We start from the raw sequence: 22,885 nt of genomic DNA on the forward strand, positions 1-22,885 counted from the left end.
GTCTTTCCTGAAAAATCGCCTGAAACACACAGGAAATTGCATGCACAAATCCGCACCGTACCTGGTTACCTGCCTGCTGGGTTTTACCGTAGCTGTCCTGCCGGGCTGCGCCAGTTTTTCCGGAACCGCCGAAGAACCGGCACCTCCGGTTCAGGCCGAGCAGGCTGAAACGGAAGAAATCCGGTACGCCGACTTTGAACCGGAAGTGCTGTACCAGCTGCTTACCGCAGAAATAGCCGCACAGCGTGGCCGCTATGACGTAACCCTGGTGAATTACCTGCAAGCGGCCAAGACCTCGGAAGACCCCGGAGTGATCGACCGGGCCATGCGGATTGCCCAGACCCTCAACGCCGACAACGCCCAGCAGCAGCTGGCCACGCTCTGGCTGGATATTGATCCGGACAACCTGCAGGCACACCGGGTAGCGGCCATTCAGGCAGTAAAGCGCCAGAACCTGGAAACCGCCCTGTTCCATATGGAGCAGATTATGGATCAGGGTGAAGATGCCGACTTCGACAGCCTGGCCGCCATGGCCGCCCGACTGCCACCGGCCCAGCAACAGGAACTGCTGGAGCTGTACCAGAACCTGGCCGAACGGCACCCGGAAACCCCCGAACTGGAATACAGCATTGCCCTGCTCCGGAAAATCACCGGCGAGCCGGAGACCGCACTGGAACAGTTGAACACCCTGCTCAACCGGGAACCCGACTTCCAGCCAGCCATCATTTTGAAAGGTGACTTGCTGTATCAGACCGGGCAGAACCGCGACGCCCTGAATCACATGACCGCCGCCACCCGGCGCTTCCCTGCCAACCGGCAGATGGGCACCCTGTACGGCCGCATGCTGATCAACGAAGGCGAGCTGCAGGCCGCCCAGGACGAATTCGCCCGCCTGGTAAAACGCTATCCGGACACCCCGGGGCTGCGGCTGTCCCACGCCCTGGTGGCCCTTGAAAACCAGCAACCGGACCTGGCCAGGGAAGAGCTCACCCGCCTGACCGAACAAGGCCACCACACTGACGAAGCCAATTACTACCTGGGCCAGGTAGAAGAGCAGGCCGAAAACACCATTCAGGCCATCGGCTATTACCAGAGCGTGGAACAGGGCAATTATTTCTTCCCGGCCCTGGCCCGCGCCAGCCAGTTGCAGGCCGAACTGGGCGAGCTGGACAACGCCCTGGCGAACATCCGGCAACTCCGGGACACCAACCCGGACCAGGCCGAACGCTTCTGGTTGCTGGAAGTCAATCTCCTGCTGGACCAGGAACGGGAACAGCAGGCCCTGGAGGCGGCCAACCTGGCCCTGGAGAGCTATCCGGAAAACATCGAAATCCGCTATGCCCGCGCCATGCTTCAAGACTCCATGGGCGATACAGACCCGGCCATCACCGACCTGCGCGCCATCATTGAAGCCCAGCCGGAGAACGCCGTCGCCCTGAATGCCCTGGGCTATATCCTGACCGTGCGTACCGATCAGCTGGACGAAGCGCGCGCGCACATCGAGAAAGCCCTGGGCCTGGACCCTGAAAACCCGGCCATTCTCGACAGCATGGGCTGGATCCTGTTCCGCCAGGGAGACAACCAAGGCGCACTGGAATACCTGTCCCGGGCGTGGGCCATCTACCCGGACCCTGAAGTAGCCGCTCACTATGGCGAAGTGCTTTGGGTAACCGGCAACGAAGAGCAGGCCCGCGTGGTTTGGGACGAAGCCCTGGACGAAGACCCGAACCATGAAATCCTGAACGAAACCATTGAGCGCCTCACCCGGAACGGGGGCAACCAATGACGGCCAGGCTACCCCTGATACTCCTTGCCGTACTGACCTTCAGCGGCTGCACCACCATTGCGCTGGAACCGCTGCCGGAAGGCATGACAGACCAGCCACCGGCAGACTGGACAGAACGCAGCCGGAACCTGGGCCGCTTTGACCACTGGCACCTGTCCGGCAAGCTTGCCGTCAAGCAGCCCTCCGACAGCGGCACCGCCGTGATCAATCGCTGGTTCCAGAATGGCGAGCAATACGATCTGTCCCTGTCGTCATCGTTTCTGGGCATGGGCACTACCCGGCTTCAGGGCGTTCCGGGCTTTATCGAGCTCACCCTGGCCAATGGCGATGTTTACCAGTCTTCCGACCCGGAAACCCTGGTGAATGCCGCGACCGGCTGGCAGCTGCCCATCGACAGCCTGAGCTGGTGGATTCGCGGGCTGCCATCACCGGATGGCGACTTCCGCCTGCTGTTCGACGAACAAAACCAACTGGCCATCATCAGGCAGGATGGCTGGGAAATACGCTACGACCGCTGGCACGGTTTTATCGAAGACCTGCCCTCGTTACCGGCCCGTATCACCGCCCTGAAAGAAGACAAGCGGGTTCGCGTGGTGATTGCCGACTGGCGCCGGGAGGACTAAACCTGTGGCCGACCTGACCCTGCCCTCGCCCGCCAAGCTCAACCTGTTCCTGCACATTGTCGGCCGCCGGCCTGACGGCTATCACGAGCTGCAGACCCTGTTCCAGTTTCTCGACTACGGGGACCAGCTCAGCTTTACCCTGACCCCGGATGAACCCGGTGTACGCCTGGCTGACCCGATTCCCGGCGTGCCCGACAGCGACAACCTGGTGGTGCGGGCTGCCCTGGCACTGGCAGAACTCAGCGAAGCCCCCCTGCCCGGCGTAACCATTCACCTGCACAAACGCCTGCCCATGGGCGGCGGCCTGGGTGGCGGCAGTTCCAATGCAGCAACCACCCTGCTGGCCATGAACCACCTGTGGCAGCTGCACCTGGATGAAGACCAGCTGGCAGAAATCGGCCTTGGCCTGGGCGCCGACGTACCGGTATTTGTGCGCGGCCACGCCGCCTTTGGCGAGGGTGTCGGCGAAAAACTGACCCCCGTAAACCCGCCGGAAGACTGGTTTGTTGTCCTGAAACCTGAGTGCGAAATAAACACCGGAAAGATTTTTTCAGAACAAGGGTTGACAAGGGACACACCAAAAATCAAAATACGCCCCGCTTTTGAGGGAGACGCCTCGAGGTACCGAAACGACTGTGAGGATGTAGTTCGCAAACTGTATCCGGAGGTTAACCAGAGCCTGGAATGGCTTTCACAATTCGGACCTGCAAGATTAACCGGAACCGGGGCTTGCATTTTTGGACGTTTCCCTACAGAATCCGCAGCCCGGATTATCTGGGAAAGCAAACCCTCCGGCATCACGGGGTTCGTAGCTAAAGGGGTGAACATTTCGCCTCTACACCAAAAGCTAACAGAGCTGAAATGATGCCAAGAAAGCACGATGATATTGGGGTGTCGCCAAGTGGTAAGGCAACGGGTTTTGATCCCGTCATGCGCAGGTTCGAATCCTGCCACCCCAGCCACCTTTCTCCCGCTTCTTCTGAATCAAACGCCGATACTGAGAAGGATACTGTCGTGTCCAAATTGATGATCTTCGCCGGCAACGCCAATCCTGAACTTGCCCAGGATATTGCCAAGAAACTTCATATTCCCATGGGTCAGGCCACTGTTGGTCGTTTCAGCGATGGTGAAACCACCGTTGAGATCAACGAAAATGTGCGCGGCCACGATGTCTTTATCATCCAGCCCACCTGCTACCCGACCAACGACAACCTGATGGAACTGATCGTGATGGCCGACGCCCTGCGCCGCGCTTCCGCCACACGGATCACCGCCGTTATCCCCTATTACGGATACGCCCGTCAGGACCGTCGCGTTCGCTCTACCCGTGTTGCCATCAGCGCCAAGGTAGTAGCCGACATGATTTCCAGCATCGGCGTGGATCGTGTACTGACTGTAGACCTGCACGCAGACCAGATTCAGGGCTTCTTCGACATCCCGGTAGACAATATCTATGCCACGCCGGTTCTGCTCGAAGACATCGAGAAGCAGCGTTTCGAAAACTTTGTGGTTGTCTCTCCGGACGTCGGCGGCGTTGTCCGCGCCCGCGCCGTAGCCAAGCGTCTGGATGATGCCGACCTGGCCATCATCGACAAGCGTCGCCCCAAGGCCAACGTATCACAGGTGATGCACATCATCGGTGATGTACGAGACAAGACCTGCATCCTGGTAGACGACATTGTCGATACTGCCGGCACCCTGTGCAAAGCCGCCAATGCCCTGAAAGAGCACGGCGCTTCCCGCGTGGTTGCCTACATTACCCACCCGGTACTTTCCGGCCCGGCTATCGAGAACATTAGCAACTCGGAGCTGGACGAACTGGTGGTCTGTGACACCATCCCGTTGGGTGACAAAGCAAAAAATTGTGATAGAATCCGCCCCCTCAGCATGGCTGGGCTGCTCGCCGAATCCATTCGTCGTGTGAGCAACGAAGAGTCCATCAGTGCCATGTTCGAGAACGTCTGAGCCGGCAAAACGCCGTAACACTCAGACTTAAAGGCAGTTTTCGGGTCGGGAGTCCAGCTGGGCTCCCGACTCTTTTAGTAGGCCAGATAACTGGCCTTTCAGAGAACTCATCTGTTCCAAGCCTGGTCGCGGGCCGTTCAGATGAATAACGAGGTACATACCATGTCCCAGGAATTCGTAATTGAAGCATTTCCTCGTGACGATCAGGGGAGAGGTGCGAGCCGCCGCCTGCGTCGCGAAGAGCGTAAAATCCCGGCCATCATCTACGGTGGCGGCAAAGACGCAACTCCGGTAGCCATCTGGCACAACGAGCTGAAAAAGGCCCTCGAAAACGAAGCCTTCTTCTCTCACATCCTGACTATCGACATTCAGGGCAAGAAAGAAAGCGTGATCCTGAAGGATCTGCAGCGTCACCCGTACAAGCTGCTGCTGACCCACGCTGACTTCCTGCGCGTTGACAAGGATCATGAGATCCACGTTAACGTACCGCTGCACTTCATCAACGAAGATGTTGCTCCGGCCGTGAAACTGCAGGGTGGTGTTGTTTCCCACACCATGACTGAAGTTGAAGTTATCTGTCTGCCGCAGAACCTGCCCGAGTTCATCGAAGTAGACCTGAACGAAGTAGAGATGGATCAGGTTGTTCACCTGAGCGATCTGAAACTGCCGAAGGGCGTTCAGGTTGCTGCCCTGCTGCAGGGCGAAGACCACGACCAGCCGGTTGCCTCTATCCACAAGCCGAAGGGTGCCAAGGCGGACGACGCCGAGGAAGCCGAAGGCGAGGAAGGCGGCGAGGAGTAATCACTCCGGGGGCAAAGGCGAATGGCACAGGATATTGTCATGGTGGTTGGACTGGGGAACCCCGGTGCCGACTACGAGAATACCCGCCACAACGCCGGCGCCCTGTTCGTCGAAGCGCTGGCCCGCGATGCGGGCCAGACGCTGCGCCCCGAAAAGAAGTACCACGGGCTGTATGCCCGCATTCAGTGGCAGGGCCTAGACCTGCACTTGCTGAACCCCAGCACCTTTATGAACCGCAGCGGCACCGCAATCAAAGCCCTGGCGGACTTTTTCAAGATTCCCCCCGAACAGATTCTTGTCGCCCACGATGAACTCGACCTGCCTCCCGGCACGGCCAAGCTCAAGAAAGGCGGCGGTCACGGCGGCCACAACGGTCTTCGGGACACCATTGCCCACCTGAGCACCAACGACTTCCAGCGTTTACGCCTTGGCATCGGCCACCCCGGCGACAGCCGCAAGGTAACCGGTTACGTACTGGGCCGCCTGGGCAAGCAAGAAACCGAGCAGCTCAATGCCGTCTTCGACGAAGTGATGCGGGTACTGCCCGATGCTGCCAGCGGAAAACTGGCCGCGGCCATGAACCGCCTGCACAGCTTCAAACCGGCTCCCTGAGCAGGGGCACAACCCCTTACTCGCACCCTTACCGATACACCGGTATAATCCGCCCAAATTTTTCAGTTCCAGCAGAGGCATTCCATGGGATTTAACTGCGGCATCGTCGGCCTTCCCAACGTCGGCAAATCCACCCTGTTCAACGCACTGACCAAAGCCGGCATCGGCGCGGAAAACTTCCCCTTCTGCACCATCGAGCCGAACGCCGGCGTGGTGGCCATGCCGGACCCCCGCCTGACCAAGCTGGCGGAAATTGTAAAGCCTGAGCGCGTGGTTCCCACCACCATGGAATTCGTGGACATCGCCGGCCTGGTTGCCGGTGCATCCAAGGGTGAAGGCCTGGGTAACCAGTTCCTGGCCAACATCCGCCAGACCGACGCCATCGCCCACGTGGTGCGCTGCTTTGAAGACGGCAACGTGATTCACGTAGCCAACAAGGTAGACCCGGCCTCGGACATCGAAGTGATCAACACCGAACTGGCACTGGCTGACCTGGACACCGTCGAGAAAGCGATCAAGCGAGTACAGCGCGTGGCCAAAAGCGGCGACAAGGAAGCCAAGGCCCAGCTGGAGATGTTTGAAAAGCTGTTGCCGGTGCTGAACGAAGGCAAACCCGTTCGCGGCATGGGCCTGGACAAAGACCAGATGGCACTGATCCGTGAACTGTGCCTGCTTACCGTCAAGCCCACTATGTACATCGCCAACGTGAACGAAGACGGCTTCGAGAACAACCCGCACCTGGACACTGTGCGCAAAATCGCCGAGTCCGAAAATGCGGTGGTCGTGCCTATCTGCAACAAACTGGAAGCAGAAATCTCGGAACTGGAAGACGAAGAGAAATCCATGTTCCTGGATGAAATGGGCATGGAAGAGCCGGGCCTGGATCGCGTCATCCGCGCCGGCTACGGCCTGCTGGGCCTGCAGACCTACTTCACCGCCGGGGTTAAGGAAGTCCGCGCCTGGACCGTAAAAATCGGCGCCACCGCTCCCCAGGCCGCCGCAGTTATCCACACCGATTTCGAGCGGGGCTTCATCCGCGCCGAAGTTATCGGCTATGACGATTTCGTACAGTACAACGGCGAAGCCGGCGCCAAGGATGCCGGCAAGTGGCGCCTGGAAGGCAAGGAATACATCGTCAAAGACGGCGACGTTATCCACTTCCGCTTTAACGTGTAATTTTTCCGGAATTTTGGGCTCAAGGCCTTGACACCCCGAGCTCAAATACCGAAAATACGCGCCTCGTTTGGGGCATGCCCTGAAGCGAAATGGCAAGGTAGCTCAGTTGGTTAGAGCACAGCACTCATAATGCTGGGGTCGGCGGTTCGACTCCGCCCCTTGCTACCAGTATTCTGAAAGCCCGGTTCGAAAGAGCCGGGCTTTTTCAGTTCTGGGGACGACCCCACCCTGCCCGGGAACAGAACGCGGGACGACCCGCCTACGCTACTCCCAACACCATGCGAACCACAAAAGACCGAATCCGCCAGGCCATTTCCTTTGAAGTGATCGGCCTGCTCATATCAACTCCCCTGGCCGCCTTTGTCTTTGGCCTGGATCTTGGGGAAACCGGTGTACTTGCCGCCATCGGCGCCACCATGGCCACCCTGTGGAACTATATCTTCAACCTGATGTTTGATCACGGCCTGAAGCGGTTCACCGGCACTACCCGGAAAACCCTCAAGCTGCGATTCCTGCATGCCATCAGTTTCGAGTTCGGGCTAATGCTGGCATTCCTGCCAGTGATCGCCTGGTGGCTCGACATCGGCCTGCTGGATGCGCTGATCGTAGATATCGCCTTTGTGGTGTTTTACCTGGTTTACGCCTTTGTGTTTACCTGGTGCTACGATACCGTGTTTCCCGATAACGATGCCGGCCCGGCATCTACCAACCAGATCCGTTAAACCGAACAAAAGGCTGCCCGCTGCCATGCAGGAATCAATCACCTCCGGCGTTTCCCTGGATCGCCTGAAGCGTATTACCCGCCACTTTGACCAGAACTATATTCAACCCGGCAAGATTCCGGGGGCGGTCACGCTGGTGGCCCGGCATGGCAAGGTTCTCTGGTGTGAAGCCCAGGGCCTGAGAGATGTCGAACGCAACCTGCCCATGGAACGGGATACAGTGTTCCGCATCTACTCCATGACCAAGCCCATCACCTCCATCGCCATGATGCAGCTGTATGAGCAAGGCAAATTTCTGCTGAACGACCCGGTACACAAGTACATCCCATCCTGGCGAAACCTTCAGGTGTACAAGGGTGGCCGCTACCCGGATTTCGAAACTGAACCGGCAACCACCACCATGACCATCCGGGACCTGATGACCCACACCTCCGGGCTGACCTACGGTTTCACCGAGCGAACAGAAGTCGATGCCGCCTATCGCCAGCTGAAACTGGATGGCAGCTCCATCCTGACCCTGGACAAGCTCGTGGATCGCCTTGCAGAACTGCCACTGGAGTTCTCACCGGGCACCGCGTGGAACTATTCCGTATCCACCGATGTACTGGGTTACCTGGTTGAGCTGTTATCCGGCAAGCCACTGGATGCGTATTTCCGTGAGCACATTTTCGAACCACTGGGCATGGCCGACACCGGCTTTCAGGTCCGGCAGGACCAGCAGGAACGTTTCGCTGCCTGCTACCTGTACCAACCCGGCGACACCATGAAGCTGCAGGACGACCCGGAGCGCTCCCGCTACCTGAAGGAGCCAAAGTTCCTGTCTGGCGGAGGTGGACTGGTGTCCACCATTGATGACTATTTCAGGTTCGCCCAGGCCCTCTGCCAGGGTGGAGCGTATCAGGGCCAGCGCATCATCGGGCGCAAAAGCCTGGAATTCATGCGCCTGAACCACCTGCCCGGCGGCAAGGACCTGCCGGGGCTCTCTATTGGCGGCTTCAGCGAAACACCCTATGCCGGCAGCGGCTTCGGGCTGGGCTTTTCGGTGAAAACCGATGTTGCCAGTTCTGCCACCATCGGCTCGGAAGGCGAATTCGGCTGGGGCGGACTGGCCAGCACCAGCTTCTTTGTGGATCCTGTGGAAGACATGGTGGTGATTTTCATGACCCAGCTGATGCCATCTTCCTCCTACCCCATCCGCCAGGACCTCCGGGCACTGGTGTACGGAGCCCTGAACTGATACCGCCATCTGCTTTATAAGGCTATAACTGCTGGTACCGTGCCGAACCGCAATAGCCTGTGGCATACTCGGTTTCTCAAACCAATAATGAACAATCCACCCGCAAGGAATGTTGTGATGAAACCAGCAACTCTCGCGCTGCACGCCGGCTTCAAGAGCGACCCGACCACCAAGGCCGCTACCACTCCTATTTACCAGACCACGTCCTACACCTTTGATGACACCCAGCACGGTGCCGATCTGTTTGATCTGAAAGTTCAGGGCAACATTTACACCCGCATCATGAACCCGACCAACAATGTGCTGGAAGAGCGAATGACTGCGCTGGAAGGCGGCGTTGGCGCCCTGGCGGTGGCTTCGGGCATGGCCGCCATCACCTATGCCCTGCAAACCATCTGCAAGGTCGGCAACAACATTGTCAGCACCGGCCAGCTCTACGGCGGCACCTACAACCTGTTTGCCCACGAACCAGGGCATCGAGTGCAAGATGGTGCGCCACGATGATTTCGAGGCAGTCGAGAACGCCATCGACGACCAGACCCGCGCCCTGTTCTGCGAATCTATCGGCAACCCGGCCGGCAACGTGGTGGATATCCAGAAGTGGGCCGAAATTGCCCACAAGCACGGCATTCCGCTGATTGTCGATAACACCGTAGCGACGCCCTTCCTGTGCCGTCCGTTCGAACACGGCGCGGACATCGTGATCCACTCCCTGACCAAGTACATTGGCGGCCACGGCACCACAGTGGCGGGTATCGTAGTGGATTCCGGCAAGTTCGACTGGAAAGCCAGCGCCGACAAGTTCCCGATGATGAACCAGCCGGACCCGTCCTACCACGGCGTGGTTTACACCGAAGCCCTGGGCGAAGCTGCCTTCATCGGCCGCTGCCGCGTAGTGCCGCTGCGTAACACCGGCTCAGCCCTGTCGCCGTTCAACTCGTTCCTGATCATGCAGGGGCTGGAAACCCTGGCTCTGCGCATGGAGCGTCATTGCGACAACGCCCAGAAGGTTGCCCAGTTCCTGCAGGATCACCCGGCTGTTGAGTGGGTGAACTACGCCGGCCTGGCCAACAGCCCCTACAAAGCCACCTGCGACAAGATCTGTGGCGGCAAGGCCTCCGGCATTCTGAGCTTCGGCATCAAGGGTGGCCGCGAGGCCGGCGCGAAGTTCATCGACGCCCTGGATCTGATCCTGCGCCTGGTGAACATCGGCGATGCCAAGTCCCTGGCTTGCCACCCGGCCACCACTACCCACCGCCAGCTCAACGCAGACGAGCTGAAGAGTGCCGGTGTGAGCGAAGACCTGGTGCGGCTGTCTATCGGTATTGAAGACGCCGACGACATCATCGCCGACATCACCCAGGCCCTGGACAAATCCCAGGCCTGATATTGATCAACCGGGTACGACCAATGTCGTGCCCGGTTACCCCGTGATTCCCCCTACCCGCCTTGTAACTGCCCTGCCGCAGGATTACTCTTTAAGGTTCTCCATACGTTGACCCGAGAGTTTCCGGCCCCATGAGCGACAGCGCAAAGTCCCGCATTACCAGTGGTTCCAAATTCCGTAACGAACACGGCTTTTCCGCCATCAAGGACGGCGTAAAACGTTCCTCTTCAAACACGGAAGACAAGCCCCTGGAGCGCAAGCCGAAATGGCTGCGGGCGCGTATGCCCGGTGGCGAGCGCTATGACGCCGTGCGCCGCAATGTCTCGGAACATCGCCTGAGCACCGTGTGCCAGGAATCCCACTGTCCCAACATCGGTGAATGCTGGACCAACGGCACGGCCACCATCATGGTGATGGGTTCTGTGTGCACCCGCGCCTGCAAATTCTGCGCAGTGGATACCGGCAACCCGAAAGGCTGGCTGGACCCGGAAGAGCCGGAGAACACCGCCAAGTCTGTTGAGCTGATGGGGCTGCGTTACATCGTGCTGACCTCGGTCGACCGGGATGACCTGGACGACGGCGGCGCGGCTCACTACGCCGCCTGCGTATCTGCCATCAAACAGCGCACCCCGGAAGTGGCCGTTGAAGCCCTGACTCCGGACTTTGATGCGGTGATGAGCGATGTGGAAAAAGTCGTGGATTCCGGCCTGGATGTATTCGCCCAGAACGTGGAAACCGTCAAACGCCTGACCAGCCGTGTGCGCGACCCCCGCGCCGGATACGAGAAAACCCTGAGCGTCCTGGCCCACGCCAAGAAACACCGGCCAGACGTGCTCACCAAGACCAGCCTGATGGTCGGTCTGGGTGAAACCGAAGAAGAAATCCTGGAAACCATGGATGACCTGCGCGCCATCGGCGTAGACATCCTCACCATCGGCCAGTACCTGCGCCCCACCCCGAACCACCTGCCGGTGGAACGCTATGTGACTCCGGAAGAGTTCAACCGCTACCGTGAAATCGGCCTGGAAAAGGGCTTTATGGAAGTGCCCTCCGGCCCCATGGTGCGCTCCAGCTATCGCGCTGACCGGGTGTTCGACAAGAACAACCTGGGGCTGGCCGTGCCGGAAGTGCCCGCCTCCAACGCCATGCAGATCCCGGTGAAAGCCGTCGACTGATCCGTTCACAGATTCCCGGGCCGGAGGTCACAGTCGGCCCGGGTTTGTGGCACACTCTGCACTCGTTTTTTCAGCAGAGTAGTAAGCCATGAATCGCCTCGGCGCCCTGTACGACCGTTTTATCCTCCCCCACCCCTGGATTGTGCTGATCCTGTTCGGTGCCATCCTGGCCCTGGCAGCCTTGCGCTTTGATCAGTTCCGGCTGGATGCCTCCGCCGAATCCCTGGTCCTGGAAAACGACCGTTCCCTGGAAGAGTACCGGCAGGTAAACCGGATATTCACTACCTCTGACGACTTCCTGGTGGTGACCTATTCCCCCCGGGAAGACCTGTTCAGTGAAACCGGCCTGCAACGGCTGGCAGCACTGAGAGACGAACTCCAGGCCCTGGAGGCGGTCGGCTCTACCAACAGCATTCTTAACGTACCCCTGCTGCACAGCCCGGACCTGACCCTCGATACCGTCGACAGTGAAATCAAAACCCTGGACGACCACGATGTGGCGCCCCAAACCGCCCGCCAGGCCCTGCTCGACAACCCCATGTACCCGAACCTGCTGCTCAGCGAAGACGCCGGTACCACGGCGATCCAGGTGAACCTGCCGACACCGGAGCGCTATTTTGAACTGCTGAACCGCCGCAACGAACTGCGAGACAAGGCCAGCAGCGGCAATGCCAGTGCCGAAGACCAGCAGCAACTGGAACAGGTCAGCCGGCAGTTCATCGACTACACCGAACAGCTGGGTGCCGAGCGGGATGCCACCATTGGGCAGGTGCGCAGCATTCTGGACAACTACCGGGAGCACGCCAGCATCCACCTGGGTGGCGTACCGATGATTGTCGCCGACATGATCCGCTTTATCGAAAGCGACCTGTCCACCTTTGGCCTGGGCGTACTGGCCTTCCTGTTACTGACCCTGGCGATTATTTTCCGCCAGTGGCGATGGGTACTGGTGCCACTGTTGTGCTGTGGCTTCACCGTGTGGCTGATGATCGGCTTTCTGGGTTGGGCCCAGTGGCCGGTGACCGTGATTTCCTCCAACTTTATTTCCCTGCTGCTGATCATGACCCTGTCGCTCACCATCCACCTGATTGTGCGCTACCGGGAATTCCAGCACGACGAACCAGGTGCCGCGCCCCGGGATGTCCTGCGCCGCACCATCATGGCCATGATCAAACCCTGTTTTTACATGGCGGTGACCACCATCGTGGCCTTCGGCTCACTCACCTTCAGCGGCATCCGCCCGGTAATCGACTTCGGCTGGATGATGACCCTGGGCCTTACCGTGGCGTTCCTGATCACCTTCCTGGTCTTCCCCGCCCTGCTTAGCCTGCTGCCACCACCGCTGGATAACCGCGTAACGTCAAACAAGGTGCCCTTCACCGACGCCTTTGCCCGTTTTACCGAACATTTCGGCGGCACCGTCCTGGTCGGCTCGGCAATCATCGCTGCGCTGTGTGTGATCGGCCTGAACCGGCTGACGGTGGAAAACAGCTTTATCGATTACTTCAAATCCTCTACCGAGATTCACCAGGGCATGATCACCATCGACGACCGGCTGGGCGGCACGACCCCGCTGGATGTGGTGATTACCGATGAACCGGCACCCGAGAACCCGGGCGACGACCCCTTTGCCAGCGACTGCGATCCGTTCCTGGACGATTGCGGCGACGAGGAATACCGGGACACCTGGTACACCTACCAGAAAATGCGGGATCTGGGCGCCGTACACGACTACCTGCACAGCCTGCCGGAAACCGGCAAGGTGCTGTCGATCAGCACAACGCTGGACCTGCTGGCACAGGTAAACGGCGGTGAACCGTTGGATGCCCTGCAGCTGGCCTTTGTACCGGCTGCCGTGCCAGAGGACTTACAGGACATCCTGCTCACCCCCTATATTTCCGAAGAGCACGACCAGGCCCGGTTCAGCATCCGCATACTGGAAACCCTGCCGGAACTGCGCCGGCAGGAGCTGCTGGACAGAATCCGCAGCCACCTGACCACCGAACTGGGTTACGACAAAGACCGTATCCTGCTTTCAGGCATGACGGTGATGTACAACAACATGCTGCAAAGCCTGTTCGATTCGCAGATCAAAACCATCGGGGTCGTGTTTGGCGCCATCCTGGCCATGTTCCTGCTGTTGTTCCGCTCGGTAAAGCTGGCCCTGATCGGCATGGCACCCAACCTGATTGCCGCCGGCTCGGTGCTGGGCCTGATGGGCTGGCTCGGCATTCCGCTGGATATGATGACCATTACCGTAGCCGCCATTACCGTTGGCATCGCCGTGGATGACACCATTCATTACATCCACCGGTTCAAAACCGAGTTCGCCAAAGACGGTGACTACCTGGCCACCATGCACCGCTGCCATCGCAGCATCGGCCAGGCCATGTTCTTTACCTCGCTGACCATCATCTCCGGGTTCTCGATCCTGGTGCTGTCGAACTTTATTCCCACGATCTACTTCGGCCTGTTCACCGGCTTCGCCATGTTCATGGCCCTGCTCGGCGCCCTGACCCTGCTGCCCCGGCTGATTGTCCTGATCAAGCCTTTCCCTGCCCCATAATAAAAACCCCGCCGGAGCATGGCTCGGGCGGGGTTTTTTGTAGTTACCGGATCAGGCCTTGCCTGGCTCCGAGTCGTCGGTGTTGATCATGTCATCATGCTCATTCATATCCCACGGCAGCTTGCCCGGCGAGATATTGAGGAAGTGCAGGTAGTTCTCGAACTGGTCAAGAATGTCCTTGATGATGTCATGCTCATCGTAGCCGAACACGTCGTAGGAACGACCGCCCCGGCGCAGATAGACTTCTGCCCGGTAATAGGCTTCAGGCTCGTCCGGGTCACGCTTGAGCTCGCCGTAGACAAAGCCCGGCATCGGGTGCTCGGTCAGCCGCACATCGTAGATGAAGTCGACATGGTGCTCACGGTGCACCTGCAGGTGTGAACGCAGGTTCTCGGCATCGAACTCGGCGGTTGCATCCCAGCCTTTGGCCTTCAGTTCCTGCTCCACTTCCCGCATGGCATTCATGGCAGTGTTCTTGATGAACATTTCCACTTCGTGCTTGCCCGGGAATTCCACAATCGCCGCCAGGCGATGCTTCCATTGGGAGCCGGTCATGTGCCGGCTGCTCATCATGTGCGCCTGCAGGCTGGTTTCACGGTGCCCTTCAATCACCAGGGCCCGCCACATACCAACGGCGGCAATCAGCATGATGATGGCAAATGGCAAGGCGCTGGCAATGGTCATGGTCTGCAAGGCACTCAGCCCGCCTGCCAGCAGCAGCACCGCTGCAACCGCACCTTCCAGCACGGCCCAGAACACCCGCTGCCATGCCGGGGTATTGATCACGCCACCGGAAGCCAGGGAGTCAATCACCAGCGAGCCGGAGTCAGACGAGGTGACAAAGAAGGTGATGATCAGCAGCACCGTCAGAAGAGAAATAAAGAACGACCAGGGCAGCACGTCGAACAGTTTGAACAGGGCAACCGCGTGGTCATCCTGCACGTCCGTGATCAGGGTATTCAGGCCTTCATTCATGATCAGGTTCAGGGCGGTGTCGCCGAATATCGAGAACCACAGGAAGGTGAACACCGATGGTACGAGCATGACGCCGAACACAAACTGGCGGATGGTACGGCCGCGGCTGATCTTGGCGATAAACATGCCCACAAACGGCGCCCAGGCAATGGTCCAGCCGAAGATGAACAGCGTCCAGTTACCGATCCAGTCACTGCGGGTGTAGGCCTGCAGGTTGAAGGTACGCTCGACAATACCGCTCAGGTAGCTGCCGGTGTTCTGCAGGAAGGTTTCCAGGATGTGGATGGTGGGCCCGACCACAAACACAAACAGCATCAGGGATACCGCCAGCACCATATTAAGAATGGACAGACGCTTTACACCCTTATCCATACCTGCCACCACCGACACGGTCGCCGCCGCGGTAATCACCGCAATGGCAATAATCTGCACCGTGGTACTGATGGGAACTTCCGGCCAGAGATAGTTGATGCCTGCGTTGATCTGGGTAACCGACAGCCCCAGCGTAGTGGCAATACCGAACATGGTGCCCAGAATGGCGAAGATATCCACTGCATGGCCGATGGGGCCGTAGATCTTCTCGCCAATCAGCGGGTAGAGCGCGGAGCGGATAGACAGCGGCAGACCATGGCGGAAGGCAAAGTACGCCAGCACCAGGCCTACCAGGCCGTAGATAGCCCAGATATGAAAGCCCCAGTGGAAGAAAGCAATCTGCATGGCCTGCTTGGCCGCATCGACGGTTTCAGCAGCGCCGGCAGGCGGCGTGGCGTAATGCAGCACAGGCTCGGCCACGCCAAAGAACAGCAGCGCGATACCGTAGCCGGCCGAGAACAGCATGGCAAACCATTCCGGGAAGGAGTACTGGGCTTCCGCGTGGTCCGGCCCCAGTTTGATATTGCCCCACTTGGATGCACCCACAGAGACAATAAAGACCAGGAAGATGGCAACCGACAGCATGTAGAACCAGCCGAAGGTATCGGTAATCCAGGCCAGGGTCGCGCTGAACGCTTCCCCTGCCAGCTCGGGATTGCTGATGGTTCCGATCACCAGCAACAGCGCAACAACAACGGCCGGAATAAAGACCGGTACGAGGATAGTGGAACGGATAGCTTTCGTATCTGAAGCCATAGAGTCCATCCATGTTATGAGTGAGTTTTACAGGGCTTCTTGCGAGCCCTTTCGAGCATTACGAAAAGTATAGGATCAAATGCATTATTTGGATGACACAGAATACTTCTAACCGTGAAATAAACTTATAGACCGGTCAAGGCTTTTGTGCAGAAGGAATTACGGGGAAAAGGCGGAGTGGCAAAGGGGGTAACCGGAGAGAAAACAACCCACACCTGCAGCATCGGCAGGCGCGGGCGGTATTACGACGGGCGAACTTACTGGCCCGGCTGCATCATCTGGCGCTGTTGCTGCATCTGACGCTGCATTTCCTGCATCTGGCGGTCCAGCTCTGCGCGCTGTTCCTCAGTGAAAACGGCATCCACTTTCGCTTGCATCAGTGCGGAAAGCGCGGCAATTTCACCGGTTACATCACCCAGCTCTTCGGCGTTGTCGCGGATAGCGGATTCGTTGTAGTCCGGCTTGATTTCACCCTGCAGCTTCTGTTGCAGGTTCTGGGCACTCTGGCGCAGCTCGCCGATCTCGCCCTGCATGTCATCAATAATGCCGCGGATTTCGCTCTGCTGGTCGTCAGACAGCCCCACCATTTCTGCAAGCTGGGCAACCTGGTCCGGCTGGCCGGGCTGCTGGGCGAATGCGGTGGCCGACAGGCCCAGGGCAATCAGTGCGGAACCGATAAATTTCACAACTTGCTGCATAATTTTCTCCATCGCAGACGGCCACTGTCAAAGCCGCCGTTTATTGGCTTAACGTTTGAGACCCCACACCCTAAAACAATCACACACCGGATTTCATCCCGATATCCCGTCATTCTGTACACAGCACACAGAAAAACCGTTGCCAGCCCAGACATCACGGGGCTTCCGATAAATGTGAAAGTTTAGTCATTCCCCTGCATAATGGCGCCTTTCAGCAACAGGCGGAGCAACACCGATGGCGATTAACTGGTTTCCCGGGCATATGCATAAGGCTCGCAAGGAGATCAAACAGGTCATGCCCCAGATGGGCCTGATCATCGAGGTGGTAGACGCCAGAATCCCGTTCAGCAGCGAGAACCCGCTGGTGCCGTCGCTGCGTGGCGACACGCCGCTGATTAAGGTTTTGAACAAGCGAGACTTGGCAGACCCGGCGATCACCGAACAATGGCTGGCCTGGATTGAAAAAGAACGCGGAGTGCGGGCCATCACCCTCACCCACAACCAGCGCCAGGAAGCCCTGGGCATCCTCAAGCTGGCCGAGGAAATGACCCCTACCCACAACCGGGAAAAAAGCGCCCTGCGGGTAATGATTCTGGGCATCCCCAACGTGGGCAAGTCTACGCTGATCAACACCCTGGCCGGTCGCCCTGCCGCCAAGACCGGTAACGAGCCCGCGGTTACCCGGGCCCAGCAGGCCATCAAGCTGCCGGATAACGTGCTGTTGTACGACACCCCGGGCTTTCTCTGGCCCAAGCTGTCACCGGAGCAGTGCGGCTACCGGCTGGCCGTCACCGGCGCCATCCGCAGCGCGGTACTGGATTTTGAAGATGTTGCGATGTTCGAAGCCGACTACCTGGTGCAGGCCTACCCGGAGCTGGTCATGGCCCGCTACGGCCTCGGCCAGAAGCCACGGGACGGGCTGGCGCTGATGGACGCGATTGCGGAAAAGCGGCGCTTCCTGGGCCGCGGCGGCGTACCGGACCTGCACAAGGTTTCCGAGGTGTTGCTGAACGAATTCCGGGCCGGCACACTGGGGCAGATTTCCCTGGAAACACCGGACATGGTTGAACAGGAACTGGCAGAAGCGCGTATCAAGGAAGAGCAGGAAGCGAAGGAAAAAGCCATCAAAGCCGAACAGCGGAAACGAAAGAAACGCTGAATCGATCGTTCGCTGTTCAACACTTACATATCAGGCTACCATTCTGCTATGCTTGATTTGGATCAACCCGGATGGTTTATCAACTATGGCCCAGGCAATTCATCTCCACCAAGTGTCTCCGCTCAAAGCCTCATGCCAGCAGTGTAGCCTGAGCAACCTCTGCCTTCCCCTTGCCGTTGAAGCGAACGATCTCGAGCGGCTTGAAGATATTGTCCAGCAGGGCAAAATCTACAACCGGGGCGAGCACATCTTTGACCAGAGCACCCCGATGCGGTCCTGCTTTGCGGTGAAGAGCGGGTCAGTGAAGACCTCGATCATTACCGAAGGCGGTGACGAGCAGGTGACCGGCTTCTTTATGCCCGGCGAACTGGTCGGGCTCGACAGCATGAGCAGCGACACCTACGCCTGCACGGCCAAGGCCCTGGAACGCACCAGTGTGTGCGAGTTCCCGATCGAAAAGCTGGAAGAGCTCACCGGCAAACTGCCCGAGCTTCAGCATCATATGTACCACTTGCTGAGCCAGGAAATCCAGAACAGCCACCAGTTGGCCATGTTGCTGAGCAAGAACACCGCAGAAGAGCGCATTGCCGCCCTGCTGCTGTCACTGTCCAGCCGCTTCCGTCGCCGTCGCATGTCGCCGACCAACTTCAGCCTGCCCATGGCACGGAACGACATTGCCAACTTCCTGGGCTTGGCAGTAGAAACCGTTAGCCGGGTGTTCACCCGCTTCCAGAACCAGGGCATTATCCGTGCCCGTGGCCGTGAAGTAGAACTGCTGGATGTAGAAGCCCTGCAGCTGGTTACCCGTGACTTCGCCCGCCAGGGCTGTCAGTAACCAACCTGACTCCTTTCTGAATATCACTGGCCGGCGGATTACAGGTCCGTCGGCTCGGTCTTCTCTTCAGCTTTTTCGTCGATACTACCCGTACCCTTGATCATGGCAACCTCTTCATTTAGCCATGTGCGCCAGGGCAGCTGCTTGATACCGAACGTGTTCTTGATCTTGCTGCACACCATGGTGGTGTTTACCGGCTCCAGGTGTCCCCACTCTGGCAGTTCGTCCACCACGCGAATGTCTTCCGGAATACCGGGCATACCGGCGATCGCCAGCCCCAGCTCATACAGGTTGATCTCTTCGGAACCGGCATACTGATAGGTGCCCCAGACTTCGGCACCGCAATCCAGTTGCAGCACAATCGCGCTTATCACCCGGGCAAGGTCCTGGACTGCCACCGGCTGGCCCTGGCAGCGGCCGGGCAGCGACAAGGTGTCTGCGCGCCCCGTGCTTTCGTACAGCTTGCGGATAAAGCGGCCCAGGCTCCAACCGGTACGCAGCAGGATGTGCCGGGGCAGCAGTGTACGCAGCGCCTGTTCACACTCCCACTGCCAGCGGCCCAGCTCGTTGATTGGCTGGCCCGGGTTAGACGCTATGTAAGCACCCTGTTTGCGGCCGTCAAACACGTAGCAGGAAGACAACTGCAGCAGAGCCATGCCTCGGTCCCGGGCGTGCTCGGCCAGGCACAGGGGCAGCGAAAAGGCCACCTCATGGGCCGCTTCCCGGTTGGCTTCGGCCTTCTCCGGGTCAGCCAGCCAGAGCGCATTCACAAGCAGGTCTGCATCTTCCGGAATCCAGCTTTCCAGGGCTTTCAGGTCGGCGTTGGCCGGGTCGCTGACCAGCAAAGGGCTCACCCGCAGATGGGTTTTGCGCAAGCGCTCCAGGAGCACTTTCCCCAGTGGGCCGTAGTCGTGAACAACAAGTACATGCACGCGGAATCAACGCCTCCGGAATATCACTGATATGACGCCTGTCGGGAACCACTCAGGCCAATGGCCGGAGCGGAGGGTTGCTGCACTATGCCTGCAACCTGAAACGCCGGTGTTAATTGAAGTCTCACTTGCGAGCATACAACAACAGGAAGCCCTATGCTGAAACAACAGAGCCATATTGTTGCCCCGATTCCCGATGAACTCCGTACCCGCGCGCTGTACACAGTAAGCGAGCTGAAAAGCCGCGGCAAGGCCGACAAGCAGGCTATTGAACAGCTGTACGACCTGATCAACGAGCTGACCGAAGCCGGGCTGGATTTCTTCTTCATCGAACCGCTGCGCCGCCTGAAAGCCGGCAGCATGATGATGGGCATGGCCAGGATGGGCATCAGCAGCATGCTCAAGGGCAGCAAGATGGTGATTCACAAGGTTCTGAAAAAACTGGATGACCGTAGCCTGGCGGCGATTCTCGATTTCATCGAGGAGATCATTCATGAACCCGAGGCACCCTAGCAGAAACCCCGGTCAGTAACTCATAGCCGATGGTGCCGGCACATTCCGCCACCTCATCCACGCTGACGGTCGGGCCCCAAAGCTCCACCCTGTCCCCTTCACGGGCCTGAGGCGCATTGCCCAGGTCCACCGCCAGCATATCCATGGAAACCCGGCCCAGCAGCCGTATGCGCTGGCCATTGATGGCCGCCGGCGTTCCCGTGCCCGCATGGCGCGGGTAGCCGTCGCCGTAACCGATCGCCACCATGCCCATGCGGGTGTCCCGGTCTGCGGTAAAGGTGCACCCATAGCCAATGGCTTCACCGGCACGCACGGTGCGGGTAGTTATCAACGGTGCTTCCAGGGTCATGGCCGGCTTCAGCCCGAGATCCAACCCGGTTTTACCAATCATTGGCGAGGCGCCGTACAGCATGATGCCAGGCCGGCTCCATTCGTAGAGGGGTTGGTTGGGCCGGAAATGGGCCGCCGAGTTACCGACACTGCGCATCAGATCCGGCCAGGGCGCGACCGCCGCTTCAAAGCTGCGGGTTTGCTGGCCGGTGAAATCACTGGCCAGGTCATCCGCACAGGAAAAGTGGGTGACAAAGCCCTGTAACCGGGTTCGGGCGCCCATGGACTCCAGGCCGGCCACTACCTCCGGTAACTCCCGGGGCCGGAAACCCAGCCGGTTCATACCGGTATTTACCTTCAGCCAGAAGCTCGGCACCGAGGCTTCAGACAGCCAGTCCAGCTGCTGCCGGCAGTGCAACACCGGCTCGAAGTCCATGGCTGCACAACTGGCCAGGTCTCTCGCTTCGTGCACGCCCTGCAACAACACCACAGGTTGCTGCAGGCCCGCCTCACGGACGGCTTCCGCTTCTTCAAGGCAAGCTACGGCGTATTTCCCGGCCAGCCCGTCCAGGGCACCGGCCACCGCCTGGATGCCATGGCCATAACCGTCGGCCTTGACCACAGCCATGGCCCGGGCGTTGCCAGCCTTCTGCTGAGCCAGTCGATAGTTGAACCTGATCGCCTCAAGGTCGATACGGGCAACGGTGGGGCGTGGCATCAGTAATCACCACCGTAGTCACCGTAATCCCCGTGGGCGAGGTCCTCAAACTTGGTGTACTTGCCGATAAACGCCAGGCGAATGGTGCCGATGGGGCCGTTCCGCTGCTTACCGATGATGATCTCGGCAATACCTTTATCCTGGGTGTCTTCGTTGTACACCTCGTCCCGGTATACAAACATGATGACGTCGGCGTCCTGCTCGATCGCACCGGATTCCCGCAAGTCCGAGTTCACCGGGCGCTTGTTGGGCCGCTGCTCCAGGCTCCGGTTCAGCTGCGACAGGGCAACCACCGGGCAGCTCAGTTCCTTGGCAATGCCTTTCAGGGAACGGGAAATTTCCGAGATCTCGGCGGTACGGCCCTCGGTGTTACCGGGCACCCGCATCAGCTGCAGGTAGTCGACCATGATCAGGCCGATCTTGCCGCCATTCTCTCGGGCAATACGGCGCGCACGGGAACGCATTTCCGTGGGGCTCAGGCCCGGGGTGTCGTCTATGTACAGGGGCTTGTCTTTCAGCAGGCTGACCGCCGAGGTCAACCGCGGCCAGTCGTCTTCTTCCAGCTTGCCGCTCCGTACCTTGGTCTGGTCGATCCGGCCCAGTGAAGAAAGCATACGCATGGCCAGTGCATCGGCGGGCATTTCCATACTGAACACCAGGATGGGGGTGCCGGTGCTGATCAGCGCGTTTTCAACAATGTTCATGGCGAAGGTGGTCTTACCCATCGAGGGCCGCCCCGCCACGATAATCAGGTCTGCCGGCTGCATACCGGAGGTCTGGTCATCCAGGTCCCGGAAACCGGTGGTCAGGCCGGTGGTCTGCTCACCGGATTCGAACAGCTCTTCAATACGACTCAGGGTGGTGGCCAGGATCGGGTTGATGGCCTTGGGGCCAGAGCCCTCCTTGCTGCGGGATTCTGCAATCTGGAACACGCTGCGCTCGGCTTCGTCCAGAATCTCGCTGCTTTTGCGACCCTGCGGGTTAAAGGCCGAGTCGGAAATCTGGCCGGAAACTTCCACCAGCTTTCGCAGGATCGAACGCTCGCGGACAATGTCAGCGTAGGCGCGAATATTCGCCGCGCCCGGGGTTTTCTCGGCCAGCTCGGCCAGGTACGACAAGCCGCCGGCATCTTCAATGTCGCCGGCCCGCTCCAGGAACTCGGCCAGGGTAACCACATCCAGCGGCTCGCTTTCGCTGGCCAGCCGTTCCACCGCACCGAAGATCAGCCGATGATCCTGCCGGTAAAAGTCGGAGGCAGAAATAACTTCGGAGATTTCGTCAAAACGGCGGTTATCCAGCATCAAACCACCGAGAACAGCCTGTTCTGCCTCTACCGAATGAGGGGGAACCTTGATCCGGCTGGTTTCGGGATCCATCGACGCAGGTTTCAGAGTGGGATTGGCCATAAATACCGACAACATTGAAATGGGAATACGGGAGTACAAGAATACCAGAAAGCAACGGGCCCGAAACCGTCTCCGGTTCGGGCCCGTCTGGGGAAACTGAAACCCGGGGTTTCAGCTCCTTTGAAGCTACCTGTAGCGGCT

The 22,885-nt window shown here is 59.1% G+C and carries 19 protein-coding genes, 2 tRNA genes and 1 pseudogene; 17 read left to right on the forward strand and 5 right to left on the reverse strand.

The genetic code is table 11. The features are described from left to right. Nucleotides 1-40: 40 nt before the first annotated feature. The 14 genes and pseudogenes from LWH94_RS00815 (at nt 41) to LWH94_RS00880 (ending at nt 14,050) form a co-directional block, all read left to right on the forward strand. Nucleotides 41-1,786, forward strand: a complete 1,746-nt coding sequence (locus LWH94_RS00815; protein WP_232900823.1) for a tetratricopeptide repeat protein — start codon at nt 41-43, stop codon at nt 1,784-1,786. Beyond that, nucleotides 1,783-2,409, forward strand: coding sequence for a lipoprotein insertase outer membrane protein LolB (lolB, locus tag LWH94_RS00820; RefSeq protein ID WP_232900824.1), 627 nt, complete (start codon nt 1,783-1,785; stop codon nt 2,407-2,409). Before LWH94_RS00815 ends, lolB begins: the two co-directional genes overlap by 4 nt. Nucleotides 2,410-2,413: 4 nt before the next feature. Beyond that, nucleotides 2,414-3,274: a 4-(cytidine 5'-diphospho)-2-C-methyl-D-erythritol kinase gene (gene ispE / locus LWH94_RS00825; RefSeq protein WP_232900825.1), complete on the forward strand. Its 861-nt coding sequence runs from the start codon at nt 2,414-2,416 to the stop codon at nt 3,272-3,274. 22 nt (nt 3,275-3,296) lie between these two features. Continuing rightward, nucleotides 3,297-3,371: transfer RNA gene (locus tag LWH94_RS00830), tRNA-Gln, on the forward strand. Between the two features lie 52 nt (nt 3,372-3,423). Continuing rightward, the gene (locus tag LWH94_RS00835; protein WP_058340355.1) at nt 3,424-4,374 is read left to right on the forward strand and encodes a ribose-phosphate diphosphokinase; all 951 of its coding nucleotides are present in this window, start codon (nt 3,424-3,426) and stop codon (nt 4,372-4,374) included. A 162-nt stretch (nt 4,375-4,536) separates the two neighbouring features. Further along, nucleotides 4,537-5,175, forward strand: a complete 639-nt coding sequence (locus tag LWH94_RS00840) for a 50S ribosomal protein L25/general stress protein Ctc (protein WP_058340356.1) — start codon at nt 4,537-4,539, stop codon at nt 5,173-5,175. A 21-nt stretch (nt 5,176-5,196) separates the two neighbouring features. Then, a complete protein-coding gene (pth, locus tag LWH94_RS00845; protein WP_232900827.1) occupies nt 5,197-5,787 on the forward strand; it encodes an aminoacyl-tRNA hydrolase in 591 nt (196 codons plus the stop codon). An 84-nt stretch (nt 5,788-5,871) separates the two neighbouring features. Then, nucleotides 5,872-6,963: a redox-regulated ATPase YchF gene (gene ychF / locus LWH94_RS00850; protein WP_022987812.1), complete on the forward strand. Its 1,092-nt coding sequence runs from the start codon at nt 5,872-5,874 to the stop codon at nt 6,961-6,963. Between the two features lie 91 nt (nt 6,964-7,054). Next, nucleotides 7,055-7,131 (forward strand) — tRNA-Met (locus LWH94_RS00855). A 110-nt stretch (nt 7,132-7,241) separates the two neighbouring features. Then, nucleotides 7,242-7,685, forward strand: coding sequence for a PACE efflux transporter (locus LWH94_RS00860; protein ID WP_094624621.1), 444 nt, complete (start codon nt 7,242-7,244; stop codon nt 7,683-7,685). 25 nt (nt 7,686-7,710) lie between these two features. Next, nucleotides 7,711-8,922 (forward strand): serine hydrolase domain-containing protein, encoded by a 1,212-nt coding sequence (locus LWH94_RS00865; RefSeq protein WP_232900828.1) that lies wholly within the window; start codon nt 7,711-7,713, stop codon nt 8,920-8,922. A 117-nt stretch (nt 8,923-9,039) separates the two neighbouring features. Further along, a pseudogene (locus LWH94_RS00870) lies at nt 9,040-10,309 on the forward strand (O-acetylhomoserine aminocarboxypropyltransferase/cysteine synthase family protein). Nucleotides 10,310-10,440: 131 nt separating this feature from the next. Continuing rightward, the gene (lipA, locus tag LWH94_RS00875) at nt 10,441-11,484 is read left to right on the forward strand and encodes a lipoyl synthase (RefSeq protein ID WP_199456223.1); all 1,044 of its coding nucleotides are present in this window, start codon (nt 10,441-10,443) and stop codon (nt 11,482-11,484) included. An 88-nt stretch (nt 11,485-11,572) separates the two neighbouring features. Then, the gene (locus tag LWH94_RS00880) at nt 11,573-14,050 is read left to right on the forward strand and encodes an efflux RND transporter permease subunit (protein ID WP_232900829.1); all 2,478 of its coding nucleotides are present in this window, start codon (nt 11,573-11,575) and stop codon (nt 14,048-14,050) included. A gap of 51 nt (nt 14,051-14,101) precedes the next feature. On the opposite strand, the gene LWH94_RS00885 is transcribed toward LWH94_RS00880, so the two are convergent. Together LWH94_RS00885 and LWH94_RS00890 are read right to left on the reverse strand one after the other, a co-directional pair. Further along, complete coding sequence (locus LWH94_RS00885; RefSeq protein ID WP_232900831.1) at nt 14,102-16,153, reverse strand: BCCT family transporter; 2,052 nt, start codon at nt 16,151-16,153, stop codon at nt 14,102-14,104. Between the two features lie 257 nt (nt 16,154-16,410). Continuing rightward, a complete protein-coding gene (locus LWH94_RS00890; protein WP_232900833.1) occupies nt 16,411-16,851 on the reverse strand; it encodes a Spy/CpxP family protein refolding chaperone in 441 nt (146 codons plus the stop codon). A 235-nt stretch (nt 16,852-17,086) separates the two neighbouring features. On the opposite strand from LWH94_RS00890, the gene ylqF reads away from it, so the two are divergent. Both ylqF and fnr read left to right on the forward strand, forming a co-directional pair. Further along, nucleotides 17,087-18,010: a ribosome biogenesis GTPase YlqF gene (gene ylqF, locus LWH94_RS00895; RefSeq protein WP_232900835.1), complete on the forward strand. Its 924-nt coding sequence runs from the start codon at nt 17,087-17,089 to the stop codon at nt 18,008-18,010. Nucleotides 18,011-18,095: 85 nt separating this feature from the next. Continuing rightward, on the forward strand, nt 18,096-18,845 hold the full coding sequence (fnr, locus tag LWH94_RS00900; protein WP_232900837.1) for a fumarate/nitrate reduction transcriptional regulator Fnr: 750 nt from the start codon (nt 18,096-18,098) through the stop codon (nt 18,843-18,845). Between the two features lie 38 nt (nt 18,846-18,883). Here the strand turns inward: fnr and LWH94_RS00905 are convergent, their stop codons facing one another. Beyond that, the gene (locus tag LWH94_RS00905; protein ID WP_232900838.1) at nt 18,884-19,777 is read right to left on the reverse strand and encodes a sugar nucleotide-binding protein; all 894 of its coding nucleotides are present in this window, start codon (nt 19,775-19,777) and stop codon (nt 18,884-18,886) included. 156 nt (nt 19,778-19,933) lie between these two features. Between LWH94_RS00905 and LWH94_RS00910 the strand changes: the two genes are divergently transcribed. Further along, on the forward strand, nt 19,934-20,290 hold the full coding sequence (locus LWH94_RS00910; protein ID WP_022987832.1) for a hypothetical protein: 357 nt from the start codon (nt 19,934-19,936) through the stop codon (nt 20,288-20,290). Here the strand turns inward: LWH94_RS00910 and alr are convergent. Beyond that, nucleotides 20,265-21,338 (reverse strand): alanine racemase, encoded by a 1,074-nt coding sequence (alr, locus tag LWH94_RS00915; RefSeq protein WP_232900840.1) that lies wholly within the window; start codon nt 21,336-21,338, stop codon nt 20,265-20,267. The genes LWH94_RS00910 and alr overlap by 26 nt on opposite strands. Beyond that, nucleotides 21,338-22,744, reverse strand: a complete 1,407-nt coding sequence (dnaB, locus tag LWH94_RS00920) for a replicative DNA helicase (protein WP_036218876.1) — start codon at nt 22,742-22,744, stop codon at nt 21,338-21,340. The genes alr and dnaB overlap by 1 nt, the downstream gene beginning before the upstream one ends. Nucleotides 22,745-22,885: the final 141 nt, after the last annotated feature.

Origin of the sequence: Marinobacter sp. G11 (genome assembly GCF_021282325.1) — a bacterium.
GTDB classification, from domain to species: Bacteria; Pseudomonadota; Gammaproteobacteria; order Pseudomonadales; family Oleiphilaceae; genus Marinobacter; species Marinobacter vinifirmus.

What these genes read in the sequence shown, in the direction of transcription:
- LWH94_RS00815 (WP_232900823.1), top strand. Translation starts at nt 41, where the DNA reads ATGCACAAATCCGCACCGTACCTGGTTACCTGCCTGCTGGGTTTTACC.
- LWH94_RS00885 (WP_232900831.1), bottom strand. Translation starts at nt 16,153, where the DNA reads ATGGCTTCAGATACGAAAGCTATCCGTTCCACTATCCTCGTACCGGTC.
- lolB (WP_232900824.1), top strand. Translation starts at nt 1,783, where the DNA reads ATGACGGCCAGGCTACCCCTGATACTCCTTGCCGTACTGACCTTCAGC.
- LWH94_RS00880 (WP_232900829.1), top strand. Translation starts at nt 11,573, where the DNA reads ATGAATCGCCTCGGCGCCCTGTACGACCGTTTTATCCTCCCCCACCCC.
- ylqF (WP_232900835.1), top strand. Translation starts at nt 17,087, where the DNA reads ATGGCGATTAACTGGTTTCCCGGGCATATGCATAAGGCTCGCAAGGAG.
- LWH94_RS00890 (WP_232900833.1), bottom strand. Translation starts at nt 16,851, where the DNA reads ATGCAGCAAGTTGTGAAATTTATCGGTTCCGCACTGATTGCCCTGGGC.
- fnr (WP_232900837.1), top strand. Translation starts at nt 18,096, where the DNA reads ATGGCCCAGGCAATTCATCTCCACCAAGTGTCTCCGCTCAAAGCCTCA.
- pth (WP_232900827.1), top strand. Translation starts at nt 5,197, where the DNA reads ATGGCACAGGATATTGTCATGGTGGTTGGACTGGGGAACCCCGGTGCC.
- ychF (WP_022987812.1), top strand. Translation starts at nt 5,872, where the DNA reads ATGGGATTTAACTGCGGCATCGTCGGCCTTCCCAACGTCGGCAAATCC.
- LWH94_RS00865 (WP_232900828.1), top strand. Translation starts at nt 7,711, where the DNA reads ATGCAGGAATCAATCACCTCCGGCGTTTCCCTGGATCGCCTGAAGCGT.
- LWH94_RS00840 (WP_058340356.1), top strand. Translation starts at nt 4,537, where the DNA reads ATGTCCCAGGAATTCGTAATTGAAGCATTTCCTCGTGACGATCAGGGG.
- alr (WP_232900840.1), bottom strand. Translation starts at nt 21,338, where the DNA reads ATGCCACGCCCCACCGTTGCCCGTATCGACCTTGAGGCGATCAGGTTC.
- LWH94_RS00910 (WP_022987832.1), top strand. Translation starts at nt 19,934, where the DNA reads ATGCTGAAACAACAGAGCCATATTGTTGCCCCGATTCCCGATGAACTC.
- LWH94_RS00860 (WP_094624621.1), top strand. Translation starts at nt 7,242, where the DNA reads ATGCGAACCACAAAAGACCGAATCCGCCAGGCCATTTCCTTTGAAGTG.
- lipA (WP_199456223.1), top strand. Translation starts at nt 10,441, where the DNA reads ATGAGCGACAGCGCAAAGTCCCGCATTACCAGTGGTTCCAAATTCCGT.
- dnaB (WP_036218876.1), bottom strand. Translation starts at nt 22,744, where the DNA reads ATGGCCAATCCCACTCTGAAACCTGCGTCGATGGATCCCGAAACCAGC.